Source organism: Kocuria dechangensis, from assembly GCF_014636775.1.
Classification (GTDB): domain Bacteria; phylum Actinomycetota; class Actinomycetes; order Actinomycetales; family Micrococcaceae; genus Kocuria; species Kocuria dechangensis.
Genome location: NZ_BMEQ01000013.1, coordinates 16,665 through 34,157, shown reverse-complemented (window position 1 = coordinate 34,157; position 17,493 = coordinate 16,665). Strand labels below are relative to the sequence as shown.

The following is a 17,493-nucleotide window of genomic DNA, read 5'->3' as shown; positions in this document are numbered from 1 at the left end:
CGGGCTCACTCCAGGACGAAGGTCGCGGGCTCGCCCGTGCGCTCCCCCAGGGAGACGGCCAGGCGGTAGTAGCCCGGGTGGGCCTCCGCGCCCGCCTCGGTGCACCCCTCGACGGTGCGCTTCCGGTCCCACGTCAACCGGGCGGTCTGCTGCTGCCCGGGCTCGAGGGTGAGCTCCCGGTCCTCGGAGACCGCCTGGCAGTGCCGGCTGTCGAAGAGGGTGTCGGCTCCCGAGCTGACCTCGTAGACCATCTGGGACGTGCCCGCGTTGACGTGGCACGGGTCCTCCCCCGTGTTCTCGAGGGTCAGGACCAGGGCCGGCTGCTCGCCCTCGGCGTAGCTCTCCTTGTCGGTGGAGGCCCGGACCACCAGCGCGGACCCGCACTCCTCCGCGGGCTCCGCCGTGCTGGACGCGGACGGCGACGCCGAGGCGGAGGCGTCCTCGTCCGGACGGGCCGTGAAGTCCGCGAAGGGGTCCTGCTCCGCCGCCGCGGACGCCGTGGCCGCCTCGGGGGCCGGCACCGCGTCCGACGCGCCGGAGCCGAGCACGGTCACGAGCGCGGTGATCACCCCGACGACCACGAGCACGAGCAGCAGCCCTGCGGCGAGGGCCGCGACGAGCCGGCGGCGGCGGTAGACCTCGGGCGCCTCGCGCCGGGAACCGGGGGTGCTCGGGGGCCGTCCGTCGTCGTCGAAACCGTCCCCCGACCGTCCGTGGGGGGTGCTCCCGGAACCCTTCTGCGCCATGCCCCAAGGCTACAGTGGGTCCGATGAGCTCCGTTCCCACCCCCCTCCCCCGCACCGGCGCGCACGCCGTCCCGCACGGCCTCCACGAGGCCGTGGTCCGGTGGTTCGACGACGCCGCCCGCGACCTCCCGTGGCGGCACCCGGACTGCTCGCCCTGGGGCGTGCTGGTCAGCGAGTTCATGCTCCAGCAGACGCCCGTGGTGCGCGTGCTGCCCGTGTGGCGGGCCTGGCTGCAGCGCTGGCCGCGGCCCGCCGACCTCGCCGCCGAGAGCCCCGGGGAGGCCGTGCGCGCGTGGGGCCGGCTCGGCTATCCGCGCCGGGCCCTGCGCCTGCACGCCGCGGCGGTCGAGCTCGTCGAGCGCCACGGCGGGGAGGTGCCCGCCGACCACGACGCGCTGCTCGCCCTGCCCGGTGTGGGCGCCTACACCGCCGCCGCGGTCGCCGTCTTCGCCTTCGGCGGCCGGCAGACGGTGGTGGACACCAACATCCGCCGCGTCCACGCCCGCGCCGTGTCCGGGCGGGGGCTGCCGTCCCGCTCCCTCACAGCGGCGGAGACGCGGCTCGCGGAGGAGCTGATGCCCGCCGACGACGTGCTGTCGGTGCGCTGGAACCAGGCCGTCATGGAGCTGGGCGCGCTCGTGTGCACCGCCCGGTCGCCGAAGTGCGGGCAGTGCCCCCTCGAGGACCGGTGCGCCTGGGTGGCCGCGGGCCGCCCGGAGCCGGAGGAGGCGCCGCGGGGGCAGAGCTGGCACGGCACCGACCGCCAGGTGCGGGGCGCCATCATGGCGGTGCTGCGGGCCGGCGCCGAGCCCGTGCCCGCGCGCCACCTGACCGGGCCCGTGGACCTGGCCGACGCCGCGCGGCTGCCCCCCGGGGCGCTGCGCGCGCTGGACGCGCTGCACGACCTGGCGGCGCCGGAGGAGCAGCGGCGGCGGGCCCTCGAGGGGCTCCTGCGGGACGGGCTCGCGGTGGCGGGAGCGGCCGGGGTCAGCCTTCCCGGCTGAGCTGCAGGATCATCCGCGTGTTGCCCAGGGTGTTGGGCTTCACCCGGGCGAGGTCGAGGTACTCCGCGACGCCCTCGTCGTGGGAGCGCAGCAGCTCCGCGAAGACGTCGGGGTCGATCTGGTCCTGGTTGGCCATGACCTCGAAGCCCTGACGGGCGAAGAAGTCCACCTCGAACGTCAGGCAGAACACGCGGGAGACGCCCACGTCCCGGGCCCGGGCCAGCAGCCCGGCCAGGAGCATCCGGCCCACGCCCTGCCCCCGCCACTCGTCGGAGGTGGCCAGGGTCCGCACCTCGCCCAGGTTCTCCCACATCACGTGCAGTGCGCCGCACCCGGCGAGGCGCGCGGACCCGTCGTCGCCGACGGCCTCCACGACGAGGAACTCCTGGATGCCCTCGTAGTAGGCCACGGTGTCCTTGTTGATGAGGATCCCCTCGCGCGCCAGCGGCGCCACCAGGTCCTTGATCCCGGGGACGTCGGAGGTGCGGGCGGGGCGCAGGCGCAGGTCGGTCACCCGGCCAGTGTACGCGCGGGAACCCGGCGCCCCGGTGTGCGGAAGGGCCCGCCGCGCGGTGCGCGACGGGCCCTTCCGGAGGTGCCGGCCGGGGTCAGGCCTGGCCGTCCGCCTCGCGGCGGGCGGCCTCGGCCGCCTCGGCCTCCTCGAAGCCGCCCAGGCCCATCGGGTCGACCATGCCGTCGCCCGTGAGGTCGGCCATCGGGGTGGAGGTGAAGACGAACTTCTGCTCGTCGCCCTCGCCCTCGGTGTCGACCGAGATCTTCTCGCCGGAGCGGATCTCGCCGAACAGGATCTTCTCGGAGAGCTGGTCCTCGATCTCCCGCTGCATCGTGCGGCGCAGCGGACGGGCGCCCATCGAGGGGTCGTAGCCCTTCCGGCTCAGCAGCACCTTGGCGGAGTCGCTGAGCTCGATCGACATGCCCTGGTCGCGCAGCCGCTCCTGCAGCCGGGCCACGAACAGGTCCACGATCTGCACGATCTCGGACTCGGTCAGCTGCGGGAAGACGATGATCTCGTCCACGCGGTTGAGGAACTCCGGGCGGAAGTGCTCCTTGAGCTCCTCCTGCACCTTCTGCTGCATCCGGTCGTAGGTGGACGCGCTGTCCACCCCGGCCTGGAAGCCGACCGGCACGGCACGGGAGATGTCCTTGGTGCCCAGGTTCGTGGTCATGATGATCACGGTGTTCTTGAAGTCCACCACGCGGCCCTGCGAGTCGGTCAGGCGGCCGTCCTCGAGGATCTGCAGCAGCGAGTTGAACAGGTCCTGGTGGGCCTTCTCGACCTCGTCGAACAGCACGACGGAGAACGGCTTGCGGCGCACCTTCTCGGTGAGCTGGCCGCCCTCCTCGTAGCCCACGTAGCCGGGAGGGGCACCGAAGAGCCGGGAGACCGTGTGCTTCTCCTGGTACTCGGACATGTCCAGGGTGATGAGGGCGTCCTCGTCACCGAACAGGAACTCGGCCAGCGCCTTCGCGAGCTCGGTCTTGCCCACGCCGGTGGGGCCGGCGAAGATGAACGACCCGCCGGGACGCTTGGGGTCCTTCAGACCCGCCCGCGTCCGCCGCATGGACCGGGACAGCGCCTTGATGGCGTCGTTCTGGCCGATGATCCGCTTGTGGAGCTCGTCCTCCATGTGCAGCAGGCGGCCGGTCTCCTCCTCGGTCAGCTTGTAGACCGGCACGCCGGTGGAGGCCGAGAGGACGTCGGAGATGACCTCGGGGGTCACCTCGGCGAGCTCGTCGCCGCCCTCGCGCCAGGCGCGGTCCTTCTCCTCGCGCTCCGCGATGAGCTTCTGCTCGGTGTCGCGCATCGACGCGGCCTTCTCGTAGTCCTGGCCGTCGATCGCGGCCTCCTTCTGCCGCTTCACCTCCACGATCCGGTCGTCGAGGGCCTTGATCTCCGGCGGGGCGGTCATCCGCTTGATCCGCAGGCGCGCGCCCGCCTCGTCGATCAGGTCGATGGCCTTGTCCGGCAGGAAGCGGTCGGAGACGTAGCGGGCCGACATGTGCACGGCGGCCTCGAGGGCCTCGTCCGAGATCGACACGCGGTGGTGCGCCTCGTACTTGTCCCGCAGGCCCTTGAGGATCTCGATGGCGTGCGCCTCGGAGGGCTCGTCGACCTGGATCGGCTGGAACCGGCGCTCCAGGGCGGCGTCCTTCTCGATGTGCTTGCGGTACTCGTCGAGGGTCGTGGCGCCGATGGTCTGCAGCTCGCCGCGGGCCAGCATGGGCTTGAGGATGGAGGCGGCGTCGATCGCGCCCTCGGCAGCTCCCGCCCCGACGAGGGTGTGGATCTCGTCGATGAACAGGATGATGTCGCCGCGGGTGCGGATCTCCTTGAGCACCTTCTTCAGCCGCTCCTCGAAGTCGCCGCGGTAGCGGGAGCCCGCCACCAGGGAGCCGAGGTCGAGGGTGTAGAGGTGCTTGTCCTTGAGGGTCTCCGGGACGTCGCCGCGCACGATGGCCTGGGCGAGGCCCTCGACCACCGCGGTCTTGCCGACGCCGGGCTCGCCGATCAGCACCGGGTTGTTCTTGGTGCGCCGGGAGAGGACCTGCATCACGCGCTCCATCTCCTTGAAGCGCCCGATCACGGGGTCCAGCTTGCCCTCGCGGGCGGCGGCGGTGAGGTTGCGGCCGAACTGGTCCAGCACGGCGGAGCCCGCGGGCACGCCCTCGGACTGGCCGGCCGAGCGCACCCCGGCGCCCTCCTTCTCGGGGGACCCCCCGCCCTGGTAGCCGGAGATCAGCTCCAGGACGGTGGAGCGCACCTTCTGCGGCTCCGCGCCGAGCTTCGTCAGCACCTGGGCGGCGACGCCCTCCCCCGCCCGGATGATGCCGAGGAGGATGTGCTCGGTGCCGATGTAGTTGTGACCCAGCTGAAGGGCCTCGCGCAGGGACAGCTCGAGGACCTTCTTGGCGCGCGGAGTGAACGGGATGTGCCCGGACGGGGCCTGCTGGCCCGGGCCGATGATGTCCTGGACCTGCTCGCGGGCGCCGGTGAGGGTGATGCCCATCGAGTCGAGCGCCTTGGCGGCGACCCCCTCGCCCTCGTGGATCAGGCCCAGCAGCAGGTGCTCGGTGCCGATGTAGTTGTGGTTGAGCATCCTGGCCTCTTCCTGGGCCAGCACCACGACCCGGCGGGCGCGGTCGGTGAAGCGTTCGAACATGGATACTCCTCAGTCGATGTCTGGACTCGATGCTACGCACCCGGACCGACGACCGGGGGGCTGTTCGCCACCGGCGAGACGCTCTCCCGCCCGTGTTCGCCGGCGGCGAGAAATATCCGGGGCCCGCACCGCCGGGCGCGGCGGGAATTCCGGGGGCAATTGCCGGGCACCGGGGCGGCGCACCGCGAAAGCGCAGGTCACCAAAACAATTCCGCGTTTGCGTCCCCAAAACACCCCACAGGCATTTCGTGGCGGCCGCGGCACCGGAGCACATGCAATTCACGGCGGCCGCGGCACCGGAAACGACAAAGGAAGGGACCGGCGGACCGGTCCCTCCCTCTATTGCCCCCGCTATTGACGCCCGCTAATGCCCGCCGCTATTGACCGCGGCGCGCGGGCCGGGAATCGGTCCGGGGCGCCGGGATCACTTCTGGGCGTCGTAGTAGGCCTTCTGGACGTCGTGGTGGATGCGGCCGCGGTCGGAGACGTCGTAGCCGTTCTCACGGGCCCACTGGCGGATGGCCGCGGTGTCGGGGTTGCTCTTCCCCGCCGGGCGCGCACCGGCCTGGCGCGCCGGCTTCCCGGCCTGCTTGCTCTGGGCGCGGCGGGCCTTCGCGATGAAGGGGCGGATCGCGTCGCGCAGCTTCGCCGCGTTCTGCTCGGAGAGATCGATCTCGTACTGCCCCCCGTCCAGGCCGAACCGGACCGTCTCGTCGGCGGGCCCGCCGTCGAGGTCGTCCTCGAGAATGATCTTCACAGTCTGTGCCATGGCTGAAACTCTCCTCCGCCTTTCGGCGATCGTCGTCCTGTGGACGCGCGGCCAGGGCGCGCCCGGAAGCGGTGCTCTTCCCCCGTGTGGACCGGAAGTCCGGGACGGATCAATGTCCGGAATTCCGAGAACCACCGGGAACGCCCGTTCCCGGTGGTTCTGACTTTATCCTACGATTACCCGGAGCAATTCGTCATCATTCAGCCGGGGAAATGCAGCACCATTTTGCCTTCACGGCATATGCACAGCAGGACGGCCGGAATTGAGGGGTTCAGCGCTCCGGGTCGTCGGGCCCGTGCGAGGGGCGGCCGAACGGCAGGTCGTCGCCCTCCCGCTGCTTGAGCTGCTCGTACCAGCGCGCGGCGTCGTCCTGCGCGCCGGCCTCGGCCGCGCGCTCGGTCCGGTCCCCGCGGAAGATCCAGCGGAGGATCAGCCAGAAGATGATGCCGATGCTGATGGACGGCAGCAGGACCGCGATGTATTCCATGGACTCGTTCTCCCCGGGGGATCTGGACGGCGGCTGGCGGAGGGTGCGGATGCGGGGTCAGGCCTGCTCGGGCTTCATGAGCGGGAACAGGATCGTCTCCCGGATCCCCAGGTCGGTGAAGAGCATGATGAGCCGGTCCAGGCCCAGGCCGAGCCCGCCCATCGGCGGGGCCCCGTGCTCGAGGGCGCGCAGGAAGTCCTCGTCCAGCTGCATCGCCTCGTCGTCGCCCGCCGCCGCGCGCCGGGACTGCTCGGTGAGCCGCTCGCGCTGGACCACCGGGTCGATGAGCTCGGAGAACGCGGTGCCGCGCTCCATGCCGCCGATGATGAGGTCCCACGCCTCGATCAGGCCGTGCTCCGAGCGGTGCTGGCGGGCGAGGGGCTGCGCCGAGGGCGGGTAGTCGCACACGAAGGTCGGCTGGATCAGGGTGGGCTCCACGATCTCGCCGAAGAGCTCCAGCACGTACTTCTCCGCGTCCCACATGGGCCCCACGGGCACCTTGTGCTCCTCCGCGATCCGCTGCAGCGTCTCGACGGGGGTCTGCGGGGTGATCTCCTGGCCGACGGCCGAGGACAGCGCCGGGTAGACGGACAGCCACTTCCACTCGCCGCGCAGGTCGATGGTGCCCTCGTCCGTCTCGATGCTGTCCACGCCCAGGGCGTCGGCGCAGGCGAGGATGATCTCCTTGATCCGCTCGGCCATCGTGAACTGGTCGCCGTAGGCCTCGTAGGCCTCCAGGGTGGTGAACTCGGGGCTGTGCGAGGAGTCGACGCCCTCGTTGCGGAAGACCTTGCCGATCTCGAAGACCCGCTCGATCCCGCCGACCACCGCCCGCTTGAGGTAGAGCTCGGTGGCGATGCGCAGGGTCATGTCCTGGTCGAAGGCGTTGAGGTGCGTCTCGAACGGGCGGGCGCTCGCGCCGCCGTGCACGAGCTGCAGCATGGGGGTCTCGATCTCCACGTAGCCGTGGGAGACCAGGACGTTGCGCACCGTCTGGATGATGAGGGCCCGCTTGACGACGACGTCGCGCGCCTCGGGCCGGACGATGAGGTCCAGGTAGCGCTGCCGGACCCGGGTCTCCTCGTTGAGCTCGTTGTGCAGCGTGGGCAGCGGGCGCAGGGCCTTCGACGCCATGGTCCAGGCGTCGGCCATGACGGACAGCTCCCCGCGGCGGGAGACGATGACCTCGCCGTGGACGGCCACGAAGTCGCCGAGGTCCACGAGGGACTTCCACTCGTTGAGCGCCTCCTCGCCGACCTTCGCGAGGGAGAGCATGACCTGGAGGCGGGTGCCGTCGCCCTCCTGCAGGGTCGCGAAGCACAGCTTGCCGGTGTTGCGCACGAACACCACGCGCCCGGTCACGCGGGCGAACTGCCCCGTCTCCTCGCCGGGCTCGAGGTGGCCGTACGTCTCGCGGACCTCCCGCAGAGTGTGGCTGCGCTCGACGCCCACGGGGTAGGCCTCCCGCCCCGACTCGAGCAGTCGGGCCCGCTTGGCGAGCCGGAACCGCATCTGGTCCGAGAGCTCCGCCTGCTCGGCGGCCTTCTGCTCGGCGGCCTCGTCCTGGGCGGCCTTGTCCTGGGCGGTCGTGGAGGTGTTCTGCGCGTTGGTCACAGTTGTCCAGGATAACGCGGTGGGTCAAATCCCCGGCCGGGCCGGCGAGGACCGCCGCAGCTCCCCCGGGTCGAGGGGTCGCCTCCCGCAGCTCCCCGCGCCGAGGGGTCGTGATCGGCCGGTATGCGTTGCAGGTTCCGGCAGGTCCCGACCCCTCGGCAGGAGCGAGCACCACACGCGTCCCCTCGGCATCAGGAGACCCCGAGGAAACGGGCCGGGGGCGCTCAGAGCACGAGGTTGTCGATCAGCCGTGTGGTGCCCACGTGCGCGGCCACGAGCGCGAGCGCGCCGGGGGCCGGCGGCACGGGGGCGAGGGTGGCGGGGTCGACGACGACGAGGTAGTCCAGCCGGACCTGGTCCTCGGCCTCGATCCGGGCGCGGGCGGCGTCCAGGCCGAGCTCCCCCGCGGCGAGCGCCCGCAGGGTGCGGGAGAGCACGAGCGCGGAGCGGCGCTGGCCGGCGTCGAGGTACCGGTTGCGGGAGGAGAGGGCGAGCCCGTCGGCGTCGCGCACGATCGGGACCGGGCGGATCTCCGCGGGCAGGTCGAAGTCGAGGACCATGCGGCGCACCAGGAGCAGCTGCTGGGCGTCCTTCTCCCCGAAGTAGGCCCGGAAGCGGGCCGGCACGGGCGGGGCAGCGATGTGCAGGAGCTTGTTGACCACGGTGAGGGCGCCGTCGAAGTGACCGGGCCGGCTGGCGCCGTCGAGCACCGCGCCGAGGCGGCCGGCGGTGACCCGCACGAGCGGCTCCCCGTCCGGGTACATCTCCTCGGTGGCGGGCGCGAAGACGAGGTCCGCCCCGAACCGGGAGAGCAGCTCGACGTCGGCGTCCAGGGTGCGGGGGTAGCGCTCGAAGTCCTCGTCCGGGCCGAACTGCAGGGGGTTGACGAAGACGGAGACGGCGACGACGGCGTTCTCCTCCCGGGCCAGGCGCACCAGGTGGCCGTGGCCCTCGTGCAGGGCGCCCATCGTGGGGACGAGCCCCAGCGACGCCTCGCCCGGAAGCGCGCCGAGCCGCTCGGCCAGGGCGGCCCGGAAGTCGGCGATGCCGCGGCAGACCTGCGGGGCGGTGGTGGTCCTCACGGGGTGTCCTTTCCATCGGTGCCGTCGGTGCCGCCGGTGAGCTCGAGGGCGGCGAGCACCGCGTCGTAGCGGGCGCGGTCCAGGAAGCCGCGGTCCAGGGCGCGGCGGGCGGTGACGCGGGCGAGGTCGAGGTAGGCGAGCAGGACGTCGTCGCCCCCGTGGCCGTGCGCGTACTCGTCGAGCGCGCCGCGGTGCGCGGCGACCGTCCCGGCGTCCCCGCGGGCCACGGGCCCGGTGAGGGCGGCCTCCCCGGCGGCCATGGCGTTGTCGAGGGTGGCCCGGAGCAGCGGCCCGAGGACGCGGTCGGGGTGCTCCACGCCGATGTCGCGCAGCACCTGCATCGACTGGCCCGCCACCGTCATGAGGTGGTTCGACCCGTGGGCGAGGGCCGCGTGGTAGAGCGGGCGGTCGGCCTCGGCCACCACGACCGGCTCCGCGCCCATCTCCACCACGAGCGCCTGGGCGATGGGGAGGACGGGGGCGGGCGCCGTGATCCCGAACGAGCAGTCGTTCAGGCGGGCGAGGTCGAGGCTGAGCCCCGTGAAGGTCATCGCGGGGTGGATCGCCAGGGGGATGGCCCCGGCCCGGCGGGCCGGCTCCAGGACACCGGTCCCCCAGCGCCCGGAGGTGTGCACCACCAGCTGGCCCGCCTGCCACAGCCCGGCGTCGGCCAGGCCCTGCACGAGCCCGGGCAGCTCGTCGTCGGGGACGGCGAGCAGGACGAGCTCGGAGCGCTCGAGGACGGCGGGGACGTCGAGGACGGGCACGTCCGGCAGGAGGAGCTCGGCGCGCTCGCGGCTGGCCTCGGAGACGGCGTTGACCCCGACCACGGCGTGTCCCGCCGCGCGCAGGGCGGCCCCCAGGACGGCACCCACCTTGCCGGCGCTGACGACCCCGACCCCCAGTCGTCCCGGGCGGTGGGATGGGTGGGTCATGCTCTCTCCTGCTGGGGGTCTCGGGGACGGTGCGGGCCGTCGGCCAGTCTACGGGCGCCGGCCGCGTGCTCGGCCTGCGCGGCGGCCAGGGCGCGCGCGTCGGCGGTGTCCAGGTGGGGGACCAGGACGGTCACGGGTCCCGGCGTCGAGTGCAGGTGCACGTCGGCGAGGCCCAGCGCCCGCTCGAGGGGCCCCTGGCTGACCGCCACGGACTGGGTCTTCTCGTGGGGCAGGACGGCGGTGCGCCGGCCCAGCCGCCCGGAGCGCACGGCCAGGACCTCGTCGGTGGCGGCGAAGCCGGTGCGGCGGTGCACCAGGGGGTCGACCCACCGGGCGCGGCGCGGGGAGGTGGTGTAGCGGCCCTGCGCCCCGAGGCCGTGCAGCCCCTCCCCCAGCAGCGCCGTGAGCTCCCCGTCGTGGACGCGCGGCAGGGCGAGCGCCAGGACGGCGCGCACCTCGGGGAGGGTGCCGACGGGCAGGAGGGTGGAGCGCAGGGCGTCCTCCTCCCCCGCCGAGGCGCCGTAGCCGGCCACGTTGACCCGCACCCGGTACCAGCCGAAGGGCCGCCACAGCACGGGCTGGTCCACCCCGACGGCCTGGATCCGGCCGGTGGGCACGGTCTGGGAGCGGACGTTGAACAGTCCGTAGCGCACCCGCAGGCCCTCGGGGATGCGCAGCAGGCGGAAGTCGTAGCCCTGCTCGAGGCGGCGGTACAGGACCGCCCCGAAGCTGATGAGGCCCGGCAGCCAGGCCACGAGGACCCCCGGACCGCCCACGGGGTCCAGCAGCAGGGCCGCGGGGGCAGCCGCCAGCAGCACGGCCAGGACGACGGCGGAGCCCGACGCCGACACGGAGCCGATCAGCCGCGCCGGCGGGACCCGCAGCACGGGGAGCTCCTCCTCCCCGTGCGGCGCCCACGGGGGCCGCCGGAGCGGCGGTCCCGCGCCGGGACCACCGGCCGCGCCCGCTGCTCCGGGCGCGCCGGCGGGGCCCGGCACCGCGGTGGCCGGGCCGGCGAGCCCGATCCGGCCCAGCAGCTCGCTGCGGAGCAGGCGCGCCTGGGGGTGGGTGAGGTAGGCCAGGGAGACGGCGGACTGCCCTGCGTCGGCGACCTCGAACTTCAGCTCGGCGAGGCCCAGGAGCCGCGGCAGGAGCGGGCGGTGGATGTCGATGGCCTGGACCCGGTCCAGCCGGGCCTGCCGCTCCTGCCGGAACAGGACGCCCGAGCGGACCCGCACGTGCTCCGGGGTGACCTGGTAGCGGGTGAACCACCACGCCACCAGCACCACCGCCGCGAACACGCCCAGCAGGAGCGCGAGGAGCCCGGCCAGCACCCACCAGAAGGCCCCGCCGAGCGCGCCCGGGTCGAGCTCCTGGGACCCCGGGACGTCGGGGCCGCCGAGGTAGGCGCCCAGGAGGTCGTCCACCACGATGTTGAGGAAGGCCCCCGCGAGCACGAGCATCGCGAGCCAGCCCTTGACGACCGGGGTCAGGGGGTGGACGCGGTGCCACGGCGGCCCGGGCGGGACGGCTCCGGTCACAGCCCCGCCAGGAGGGCCTCGCCGCGCGCGGTGAGCCGCTCCCGGAGCCGGGAGGCCTCGGCGTGCGCCACGCCGGGGATCTCCGCGTGGGCCCCGACGGCGGCGGTGTGCAGCTTCACGGTGGCGAGCCCGAAGGCCCGCTGGAGCGGGGAGACCGACACGTCCACGTACTGCATCCGCCCGTACGGGATGACGGTCACCCGCTGGTAGAGCAGCCCCCGGCGCACGAGCAGGTCCTCGCCGCGCTCGGCGTAGCCGAGGGCGCGGACCCGGCGCGGGGCCAGGAGCACGGAGAGCCCGCCCGCGGCGAGGGCCACGGCCGGGGGGACCAGCACCCAGGGCAGCAGCGCGCGGGGCCAGATCCCGGTGGCGGCCAGGACGGCCGGCCAGCCGAGGGCCGCCGTCCAGAACAGGGTGCCGGCCAGCGCGGAGAGCACCGTGACGGAGACGTGCTTCGGGGAGACCCGGGTCCAGACGAGGCCCTCGGGGTCGATGGCCCGGTTGCGCAGGGGCGGCGGGGCGGCGGGCCCGGGATCAGCGGGCGCGGCGGGTCCGGGGACGCTCGACGGCTCCGCCGGGAAGCCGCCCGCCGGGCCGCGCACGGGGCCGTTCCCCTCTCTCACGGGCATATCCCCCTTCTCCCTCGGGCAGCTCGGTGTCCCGCCCCCTACGGTACTCGGCGTCCTCCTCGGCGTCGGGATCGTCCGGGGGCAGCTTGCAGAACCCCTCCACCACCCAGCCCACCAGGACGAGCACGGCCCCGGCGACCACGTGGGCCAGGCACACCCACAGGGGGCCCTGGTCGGAGCGCAGGGGCACGAGGGCGAGCTGCTCGACGGCGACGGCTGCGTGCCAGCCGGCGAGCATCGAGCCCGCCCAGGCGACGGCCTGGGCGCCCGCGGCGGTGCGGGCCGCCACGAGCGGGTCGTAGCTCTCGGCCCGCCGCCCCTCCTGGTAGCGCTTCACGCGCAGGCCGAGCACGACGAGCACGACGGCGACGGCGGCGAGCGCGGTCAGGGACGCCCACGGCAGGATCAGCAGCGGCCCGCCGGCGGTCGAGGAGACCCGGTTGGCGCTCCAGCCCACGGCGCCGGCGACCGCGGCGCACATCAGCAGTGCGGGGACGGTGAGGACGTGCACGGCGGCCCCCTCAGTCCGTGCCCGGGCCGTCGGGCAGCAGGGGGGTCACGTCCGGGCCGAGGCCGCCGAGGTCGGGGGCCCGGCGGGCGAGCTCGACGACGCTGCGGCACCCGAGCCGGGCGCCGCCGTCCATCAGGGCCCAGGGCACCAGCACGAAGGCGCGGGTGTGCGCGCGCAGGTGCGGGACGGTGAGGTCCGGCTCGTCCAGGTGCAGGTCCCCGTAGACGACGATGTCGACGTCGAGGGTGCGCGGTCCCCAGCGCTGGGTCCGGGTCCGGTGGTGGCGCTCCTCGACGTCCTGGCACGCGCGCAGCAGCTCGAACGGGCTGAGCTCGGTGCCCACCTCCACGACCGCGTTGTAGTAGTCGTCCTGCCCCTCGGGCCCGCCCACGGGCTTGGAGCGGACCACGGGCGAGGCGCGCAGCAGGTCGATGCGGGGGTGGGCCCCGAGGTCGAGCGCGGCCTGCCGCAGCGTCGCGGTGGGGTCCCCGAGGTTGGCGCCCAGCGCGAGGACCGCCCGCACGCCCATCTCAGCGCTCCCGGTAGATGGTCACGGACACGTCCGAGAACGTCACCTCGATGGGGGCCTTGGGCTTGTGCACGGTGACCTCCACGGCCTCGAGCGGGAAGCGCACCAGCAGGTGGCGGGCGATCCGGTCCGCGAGGGTCTCGAGGAGGTTCAGGCTCGGGCCGATGACGATGTCCCGGACCTGCTCGGCCACCTCCCCGTAGTGGGCGGTGAGGGCGACGTCGTCGGTGGCCGCCGCCTCGGAGAGGTCGAGGTACATCACGAGGTCCACGAAGAACGGCTGGCCGCTGCGCTTCTCCTGGTCGAAGACGCCGTGGTAGCCCACCGCGCCGATGCCCATCAGGTTGATCCGGTCCCGGCGGTCGGCCGGGCCCGTGGACCCCAGGGGCACGTGCTGGCGTCCCGCCCGGTCCCCGGGACGCGGGGCGCGCCCCGGGTCGGTCTCCTCGCGCGGTACGCGGTTCATGCCCGTTCCTTCCCGGACCGCGCGGGCCCCGTGGTCGCCGGCTCCGCACCGGGGCGGAGCACGGCGGGCTCGACGCCGCGCCAGGCGTGCGCCACGGCCACCGCGTCGACGGTCGTGCGGACGTCGTGGACGCGCACGCCCCAGGCCCCGCCCCGGGCGGAGAGGGCGCTGACGGCCGCGGTCGCGGCGTCCCGCCCGGCGGCGGGGCGCGCCGCCCCGTCCTCCTCGAGCAGGGTGCCGAGGAAGCGCTTGCGGGACGCGGCCACGAGCACCTTGTGCCCCGTGGCCGTGAAGCGCGGCAGCGCCCGCAGCAGCTCCCAGTTCTGCGCCCCGCGCTTGGCGAAGCCCAGCCCGGGGTCCAGGATCAGCTTGTCGGGGGCCAGGCCGGCCGCCAGGAAGCGTCCCGTGAGCTCGGCGAGCTCCCCGAGCACCTCCCCGGCGACGTCGTCGTAGACGGCCCGGGAGTCCTGCGCGTCGGGCAGGCCCCGGGCGTGCATCAGGACGTAGGGGGCCTGCCGCTCGGCCACGAGGTCGATCATCTCCTGGGCGACGGACAGCCCCGAGACGTCGTTGACGATGTGCGCCCCGGCGTCCAGGACGGCCTCGGCGGTGGCCGGGTGGAGGGTGTCCACGCTGAGCACCGCGCCCGCCGCGGTGAGCGCCTCGACCACGGGCAGGATCCGGCGCTGCTCCTCCGCCGGGGAGATCCGCTCGGACCCCGGCCGGGTGGACTCCCCGCCCACGTCGACGATGTCCGCGCCCTCGGCCATCAGCCGCAGCCCGTGGGCGATCGCGGCCCCGTGCTCGGCGTGCGCCCCGCCGTCGCTGAAGGAGTCGGGGGTGACGTTGAGGATGCCCATGACGAGGGTCCGCCCCTCGGGCAGGGCCTCGAAGGAGCCCCAGCCGGTGGCGGGGCGGTCGGCGGTCGGCTGCGTCATCGGGTCAGCGCCCCAGGATCAGGCTCATGGCCTCGGCCCGGGTCGCGGTCTCCCGGAGCTGCCCGCGGACGGCCGAGGTGACGGTCCTCGCGCCCGGCTTGCGGACCCCGCGCATGGACATGCACAGGTGCTCGCACTCCACGACCACGATGACGCCGGCCGGCTTGAGGTGCTCCACGATGGCGTCGACGATCTGCGTGGTCAGCCGCTCCTGGACCTGCGGGCGCCGGGCGTAGAGGTCCACGAGCCGGGCGAGCTTGCTCAGGCCCGTGACCATCCCGTCGTGGCCGGGGATGTAGCCCACGTGGGCGTGGCCGTGGAACGGGACCAGGTGGTGCTCGCAGGTGGAGTAGAAGGGGATGTCCTTGACGAGGACCATCTCGGAGTGGCCGATGTCGAAGGTCGTGCCGAGCACCTCCGCCGGGTCCTGGTGCAGGCCCGCGAACATCTCCGCGCACGCCCGCGCCACCCGGCCCGGGGTGCCCTGCAGCCCGTCCCGGTCCGGGTCCTCGCCGATGGCCAGCAGCAGCTCGCGCACCGCCGCGGCCACGCGCACCTGGTCCACGCGCCCGGCCCCGGCCTCGAGAGCGGGGTCCGGATCGGGGTACGGCGGCTCGAACGCCGGCGGGTGCCACTCGGTCGCGGCGGGGTCGTTCGTGCTGGCCTCGTGCGGCAACGAGCGCTCCTTCGGGGTCTCCGGGGCCGGCCGGCGGGTCGCGGCAGGCCGTCGCTCCATCCTAGGACACCGCCCGCCCGCGACCGGCTCAGGCGGTGGTGCTGCTGGAGCCCGCGCCCTCCCCGGGCGGGACGGAGTGCCCGCGCTCCGGCACCTCGATCGGGTGCTCGGGGCTCGCGGCCGCCGCCTGGTCCTGCGGGGCGAGGGTGGCGGGGTCCTGGGCGTGCAGCCGCCGGGCCTCCTCGCGCTCCGCCTGGGTGACCACGGGCGGGACGTCGGAGGTCGGGCGGGAGTCCTTGGACAGCCACACGGGGCGCAGGTCCCGCTTGCGGACGTCGCGGAAGAGGTCCGCGATCTGCGCCTCGTTGAGCGTCTCGCGCTCGAGCAGCTCGAGGGCCAGCCGGTCGAGCACCTCCCGGTTGTCCATGAGGATGGCGTGCGCCTCGTCGTGGGCCTGCTCGAGCAGGGCCCGCACCTCCTCGTCGACGATCGCGGCGGTGCGCTCGGAGTACTCCCGGCCCCCACCCGCGGCGTCCCGGCCGAGGAACGGCTCGGAGTGGTCCCCGCCCAGCTTGATCGACCCGACGCGGGCGCTCATCCCGTACTGGGTGACCATCTTGCGCGCGGTGTCCGTGGCCTTCTGGATGTCGTTGGACGCGCCCGTGGACGGGTCCCGGAACACGATCTCCTCGGCGGCGCGCCCGCCCATGGCGTAGGCCATCTGGTCGAGCAGCTCGTTGCGGGTCGTCGAGTACTTGTCGTCCAGGGGCATGACCATGGTGTAGCCCAGGGCCCGGCCGCGCGGCAGGATCGTGATCTTGGTGACCGGGTCCGTGTTCCGCAGGGCCGCGGCCACGAGCGCGTGCCCGCCCTCGTGGTACGCGGTGACCTTGCGCTCGAGCTCCTTCATGATGCGGCTGCGCTTCTGCGGGCCGGCGATCACGCGGTCGATCGCCTCGTCCACGGCGCGGTCGTCGATGAGCTGGGCGTGGGAGCGGGCGGTCAGCAGGGCCGCCTCGTTCATGACGTTCGCCAGCTCGGCGCCGGTGAAGCCGGGGGTGCGCTTGGCCACGGAGGCCAGGTCCACGTTCTGCGCCAGCGGCTTGCCCTGGGAGTGCACCCGGAGGATCTGCAGGCGGCCCTTCATGTCCGGGGCGTCCACGCCGATCTGGCGGTCGAAGCGGCCCGGGCGCAGCAGCGCCGGGTCGAGGACGTCGGGACGGTTGGTCGCCGCGATGAGGATGACGTTGGTGGTGGCGTCGAAGCCGTCCATCTCCACGAGCAGCTGGTTGAGGGTCTGCTCGCGCTCGTCGTTGCCGCCGCCCATGCCGGCGCCGCGCTGGCGGCCCACGGCGTCGATCTCGTCCACGAAGATGATCGCGGGGGCGTTCTCCTTGGCCTGCTGGAACAGGTCGCGCACCCGGGAGGCGCCCACGCCCACGAACATCTCGACGAAGTCGGAGCCCGAGATGGAGAAGAACGGGACGCCGGCCTCGCCGGCCACCGCCCGGGCGAGCAGGGTCTTGCCGGTGCCGGGGGGACCGTAGAGCAGCACGCCCTTGGGGACCTTGGCCCCGAGCGCGGTGAAGCGCTCGCGCTCCACCAGGAACTGCTTGATCTCGTCGAGCTCCTGGACGGCCTCGTCCGCGCCGGCGACGTCCGCGAAGGTGACCGTGGGGTTGTCCTTGTCGAACATCTTGGCCCGGGACCGCCCGAAGCGCATGACCTGGGACCCGCCGCCCTGCATGCGGGAGAACACGAACCAGAAGATCGCGAGGATGATGAGGAACGGCAGCAGGAAGCTGAGCAGGCCGGTGAACCAGTTGTTCTCGACCGGCTGGTCCGTGAAGCCCTCGAGGTCGGCGGCGTTCATCGCCTCGACGACCTCGTCGCCGCGCGGGGCGACGTAGAAGAACTCCACGTTGCGCCCGAGCTCGCGGCCGTCGAGGGTGAGGTCCTCCTTCAGCTGGAGCTCCACCTTCTGCTGGCCGTCGTAGATCTTGGCCTCGGAGACCTTGTTGTCCTGGAGCAGCTCGAGGCCCACGTTGGTGTCCACGCGGCCGCCGCCGCCGGTCGTGAGCGAGCCCACGATCGGGAACAGGACCAGGACGCCCAGGAGCACCCAGAACCAGGGTCCCCTGAAGAAGTTGGTGGGTTTTTTCGCCGTGGCCAAGCCGCTGATCCTCCCGTGGATGGTAGTCCGGCCCCCTCGGGCCGGTGCCCTCCGGGGTCCGGGTGTCCAGGGGACGCAGACCTACAATGTACAGCCCGCGCACGCGGGGACGCCCGGAGCCGCCCGTGAGTTCCCTGTCAGCGGACAGCCGCCCGGCCCGGAGCCCGCGTGCGGCGGAGCTCCAGCGTCCTCCCGGCGGGCTCACGGGCGA

Annotated in this window: 17 protein-coding genes; 1 reads left to right on the top strand and 16 read right to left on the bottom strand. The window is 73.7% G+C overall.

Annotated elements, in window-relative coordinates; all coding sequences use genetic code 11:
* Positions 1-5 precede the first annotated feature (5 nt).
* The gene (locus IEW07_RS12320; RefSeq protein WP_188537659.1) at positions 6-746 is read right to left on the bottom strand and encodes a hypothetical protein; all 741 of its coding nucleotides are present in this window, start codon (positions 744-746) and stop codon (positions 6-8) included.
* Between the two features lie 23 nt (positions 747-769).
* Here IEW07_RS12320 and IEW07_RS12315 point away from each other — a divergent pair, with 23 nt between their 5' ends.
* Positions 770-1,750: an iron-sulfur binding domain-containing protein gene (locus IEW07_RS12315; RefSeq protein ID WP_188537657.1), complete on the top strand. Its 981-nt coding sequence runs from the start codon at positions 770-772 to the stop codon at positions 1,748-1,750.
* On the opposite strand, the gene IEW07_RS12310 is transcribed toward IEW07_RS12315, so the two are convergent.
* The 15 genes from IEW07_RS12310 to ftsH form a co-directional block, all read right to left on the bottom strand.
* A complete protein-coding gene (locus tag IEW07_RS12310; protein ID WP_188537655.1) occupies positions 1,734-2,264 on the bottom strand; it encodes an amino-acid N-acetyltransferase in 531 nt (176 codons plus the stop codon). The genes IEW07_RS12315 and IEW07_RS12310 overlap by 17 nt on opposite strands.
* Positions 2,265-2,358: 94 nt before the next feature.
* A complete protein-coding gene (locus IEW07_RS12305; protein WP_188537653.1) occupies positions 2,359-4,932 on the bottom strand; it encodes an ATP-dependent Clp protease ATP-binding subunit in 2,574 nt (857 codons plus the stop codon).
* 424 nt (positions 4,933-5,356) lie between these two features.
* Positions 5,357-5,701 carry a histone-like nucleoid-structuring protein Lsr2 gene (locus tag IEW07_RS12300; RefSeq protein ID WP_188537651.1) on the bottom strand — a complete coding sequence of 115 codons (345 nt, stop codon included), beginning with the start codon at positions 5,699-5,701 and terminating at the stop codon, positions 5,357-5,359.
* A gap of 271 nt (positions 5,702-5,972) precedes the next feature.
* A complete protein-coding gene (locus IEW07_RS12295; RefSeq protein ID WP_188537649.1) occupies positions 5,973-6,188 on the bottom strand; it encodes a hypothetical protein in 216 nt (71 codons plus the stop codon).
* Between the two features lie 57 nt (positions 6,189-6,245).
* Positions 6,246-7,802, bottom strand: coding sequence for a lysine--tRNA ligase (gene lysS / locus IEW07_RS12290; RefSeq protein WP_188537647.1), 1,557 nt, complete (start codon positions 7,800-7,802; stop codon positions 6,246-6,248).
* Positions 7,803-8,026: 224 nt separating this feature from the next.
* Positions 8,027-8,884 (bottom strand): pantoate--beta-alanine ligase, encoded by an 858-nt coding sequence (gene panC, locus IEW07_RS12285; protein ID WP_188537645.1) that lies wholly within the window; start codon positions 8,882-8,884, stop codon positions 8,027-8,029.
* A complete protein-coding gene (locus IEW07_RS12280; protein WP_188537643.1) occupies positions 8,881-9,819 on the bottom strand; it encodes a Rossmann-like and DUF2520 domain-containing protein in 939 nt (312 codons plus the stop codon). The genes panC and IEW07_RS12280 overlap by 4 nt, the downstream gene beginning before the upstream one ends.
* A complete protein-coding gene (locus tag IEW07_RS12275; RefSeq protein WP_188537641.1) occupies positions 9,816-11,360 on the bottom strand; it encodes a PH domain-containing protein in 1,545 nt (514 codons plus the stop codon). Before IEW07_RS12275 ends, IEW07_RS12280 begins: the two co-directional genes overlap by 4 nt.
* Positions 11,357-11,983, bottom strand: a complete 627-nt coding sequence (locus IEW07_RS12270) for a PH domain-containing protein (protein ID WP_371870229.1) — start codon at positions 11,981-11,983, stop codon at positions 11,357-11,359. Before IEW07_RS12270 ends, IEW07_RS12275 begins: the two co-directional genes overlap by 4 nt.
* The gene (locus tag IEW07_RS12265) at positions 11,895-12,500 is read right to left on the bottom strand and encodes a DUF3180 family protein (RefSeq protein ID WP_229741821.1); all 606 of its coding nucleotides are present in this window, start codon (positions 12,498-12,500) and stop codon (positions 11,895-11,897) included. Before IEW07_RS12265 ends, IEW07_RS12270 begins: the two co-directional genes overlap by 89 nt.
* A 10-nt stretch (positions 12,501-12,510) precedes the next feature.
* Entirely contained in the window at positions 12,511-13,029 is a 519-nt protein-coding gene (gene folK, locus IEW07_RS12260) for a 2-amino-4-hydroxy-6-hydroxymethyldihydropteridine diphosphokinase (RefSeq protein ID WP_188537637.1), read from the bottom strand.
* A 1-nt stretch (position 13,030) separates the two neighbouring features.
* Positions 13,031-13,495 (bottom strand): dihydroneopterin aldolase, encoded by a 465-nt coding sequence (gene folB / locus IEW07_RS12255; protein WP_188537635.1) that lies wholly within the window; start codon positions 13,493-13,495, stop codon positions 13,031-13,033.
* Complete coding sequence (gene folP / locus IEW07_RS12250; protein WP_188537633.1) at positions 13,492-14,433, bottom strand: dihydropteroate synthase; 942 nt, start codon at positions 14,431-14,433, stop codon at positions 13,492-13,494. The genes folB and folP overlap by 4 nt, the downstream gene beginning before the upstream one ends.
* Before the next feature lie 4 nt (positions 14,434-14,437).
* Positions 14,438-15,169 (bottom strand): GTP cyclohydrolase I FolE, encoded by a 732-nt coding sequence (folE, locus tag IEW07_RS12245; RefSeq protein WP_188537631.1) that lies wholly within the window; start codon positions 15,167-15,169, stop codon positions 14,438-14,440.
* A 28-nt stretch (positions 15,170-15,197) separates the two neighbouring features.
* Positions 15,198-17,282: an ATP-dependent zinc metalloprotease FtsH gene (gene ftsH / locus IEW07_RS12240; protein WP_188537630.1), complete on the bottom strand. Its 2,085-nt coding sequence runs from the start codon at positions 17,280-17,282 to the stop codon at positions 15,198-15,200.
* Between the last annotated feature and the right edge of the window lie 211 nt (positions 17,283-17,493).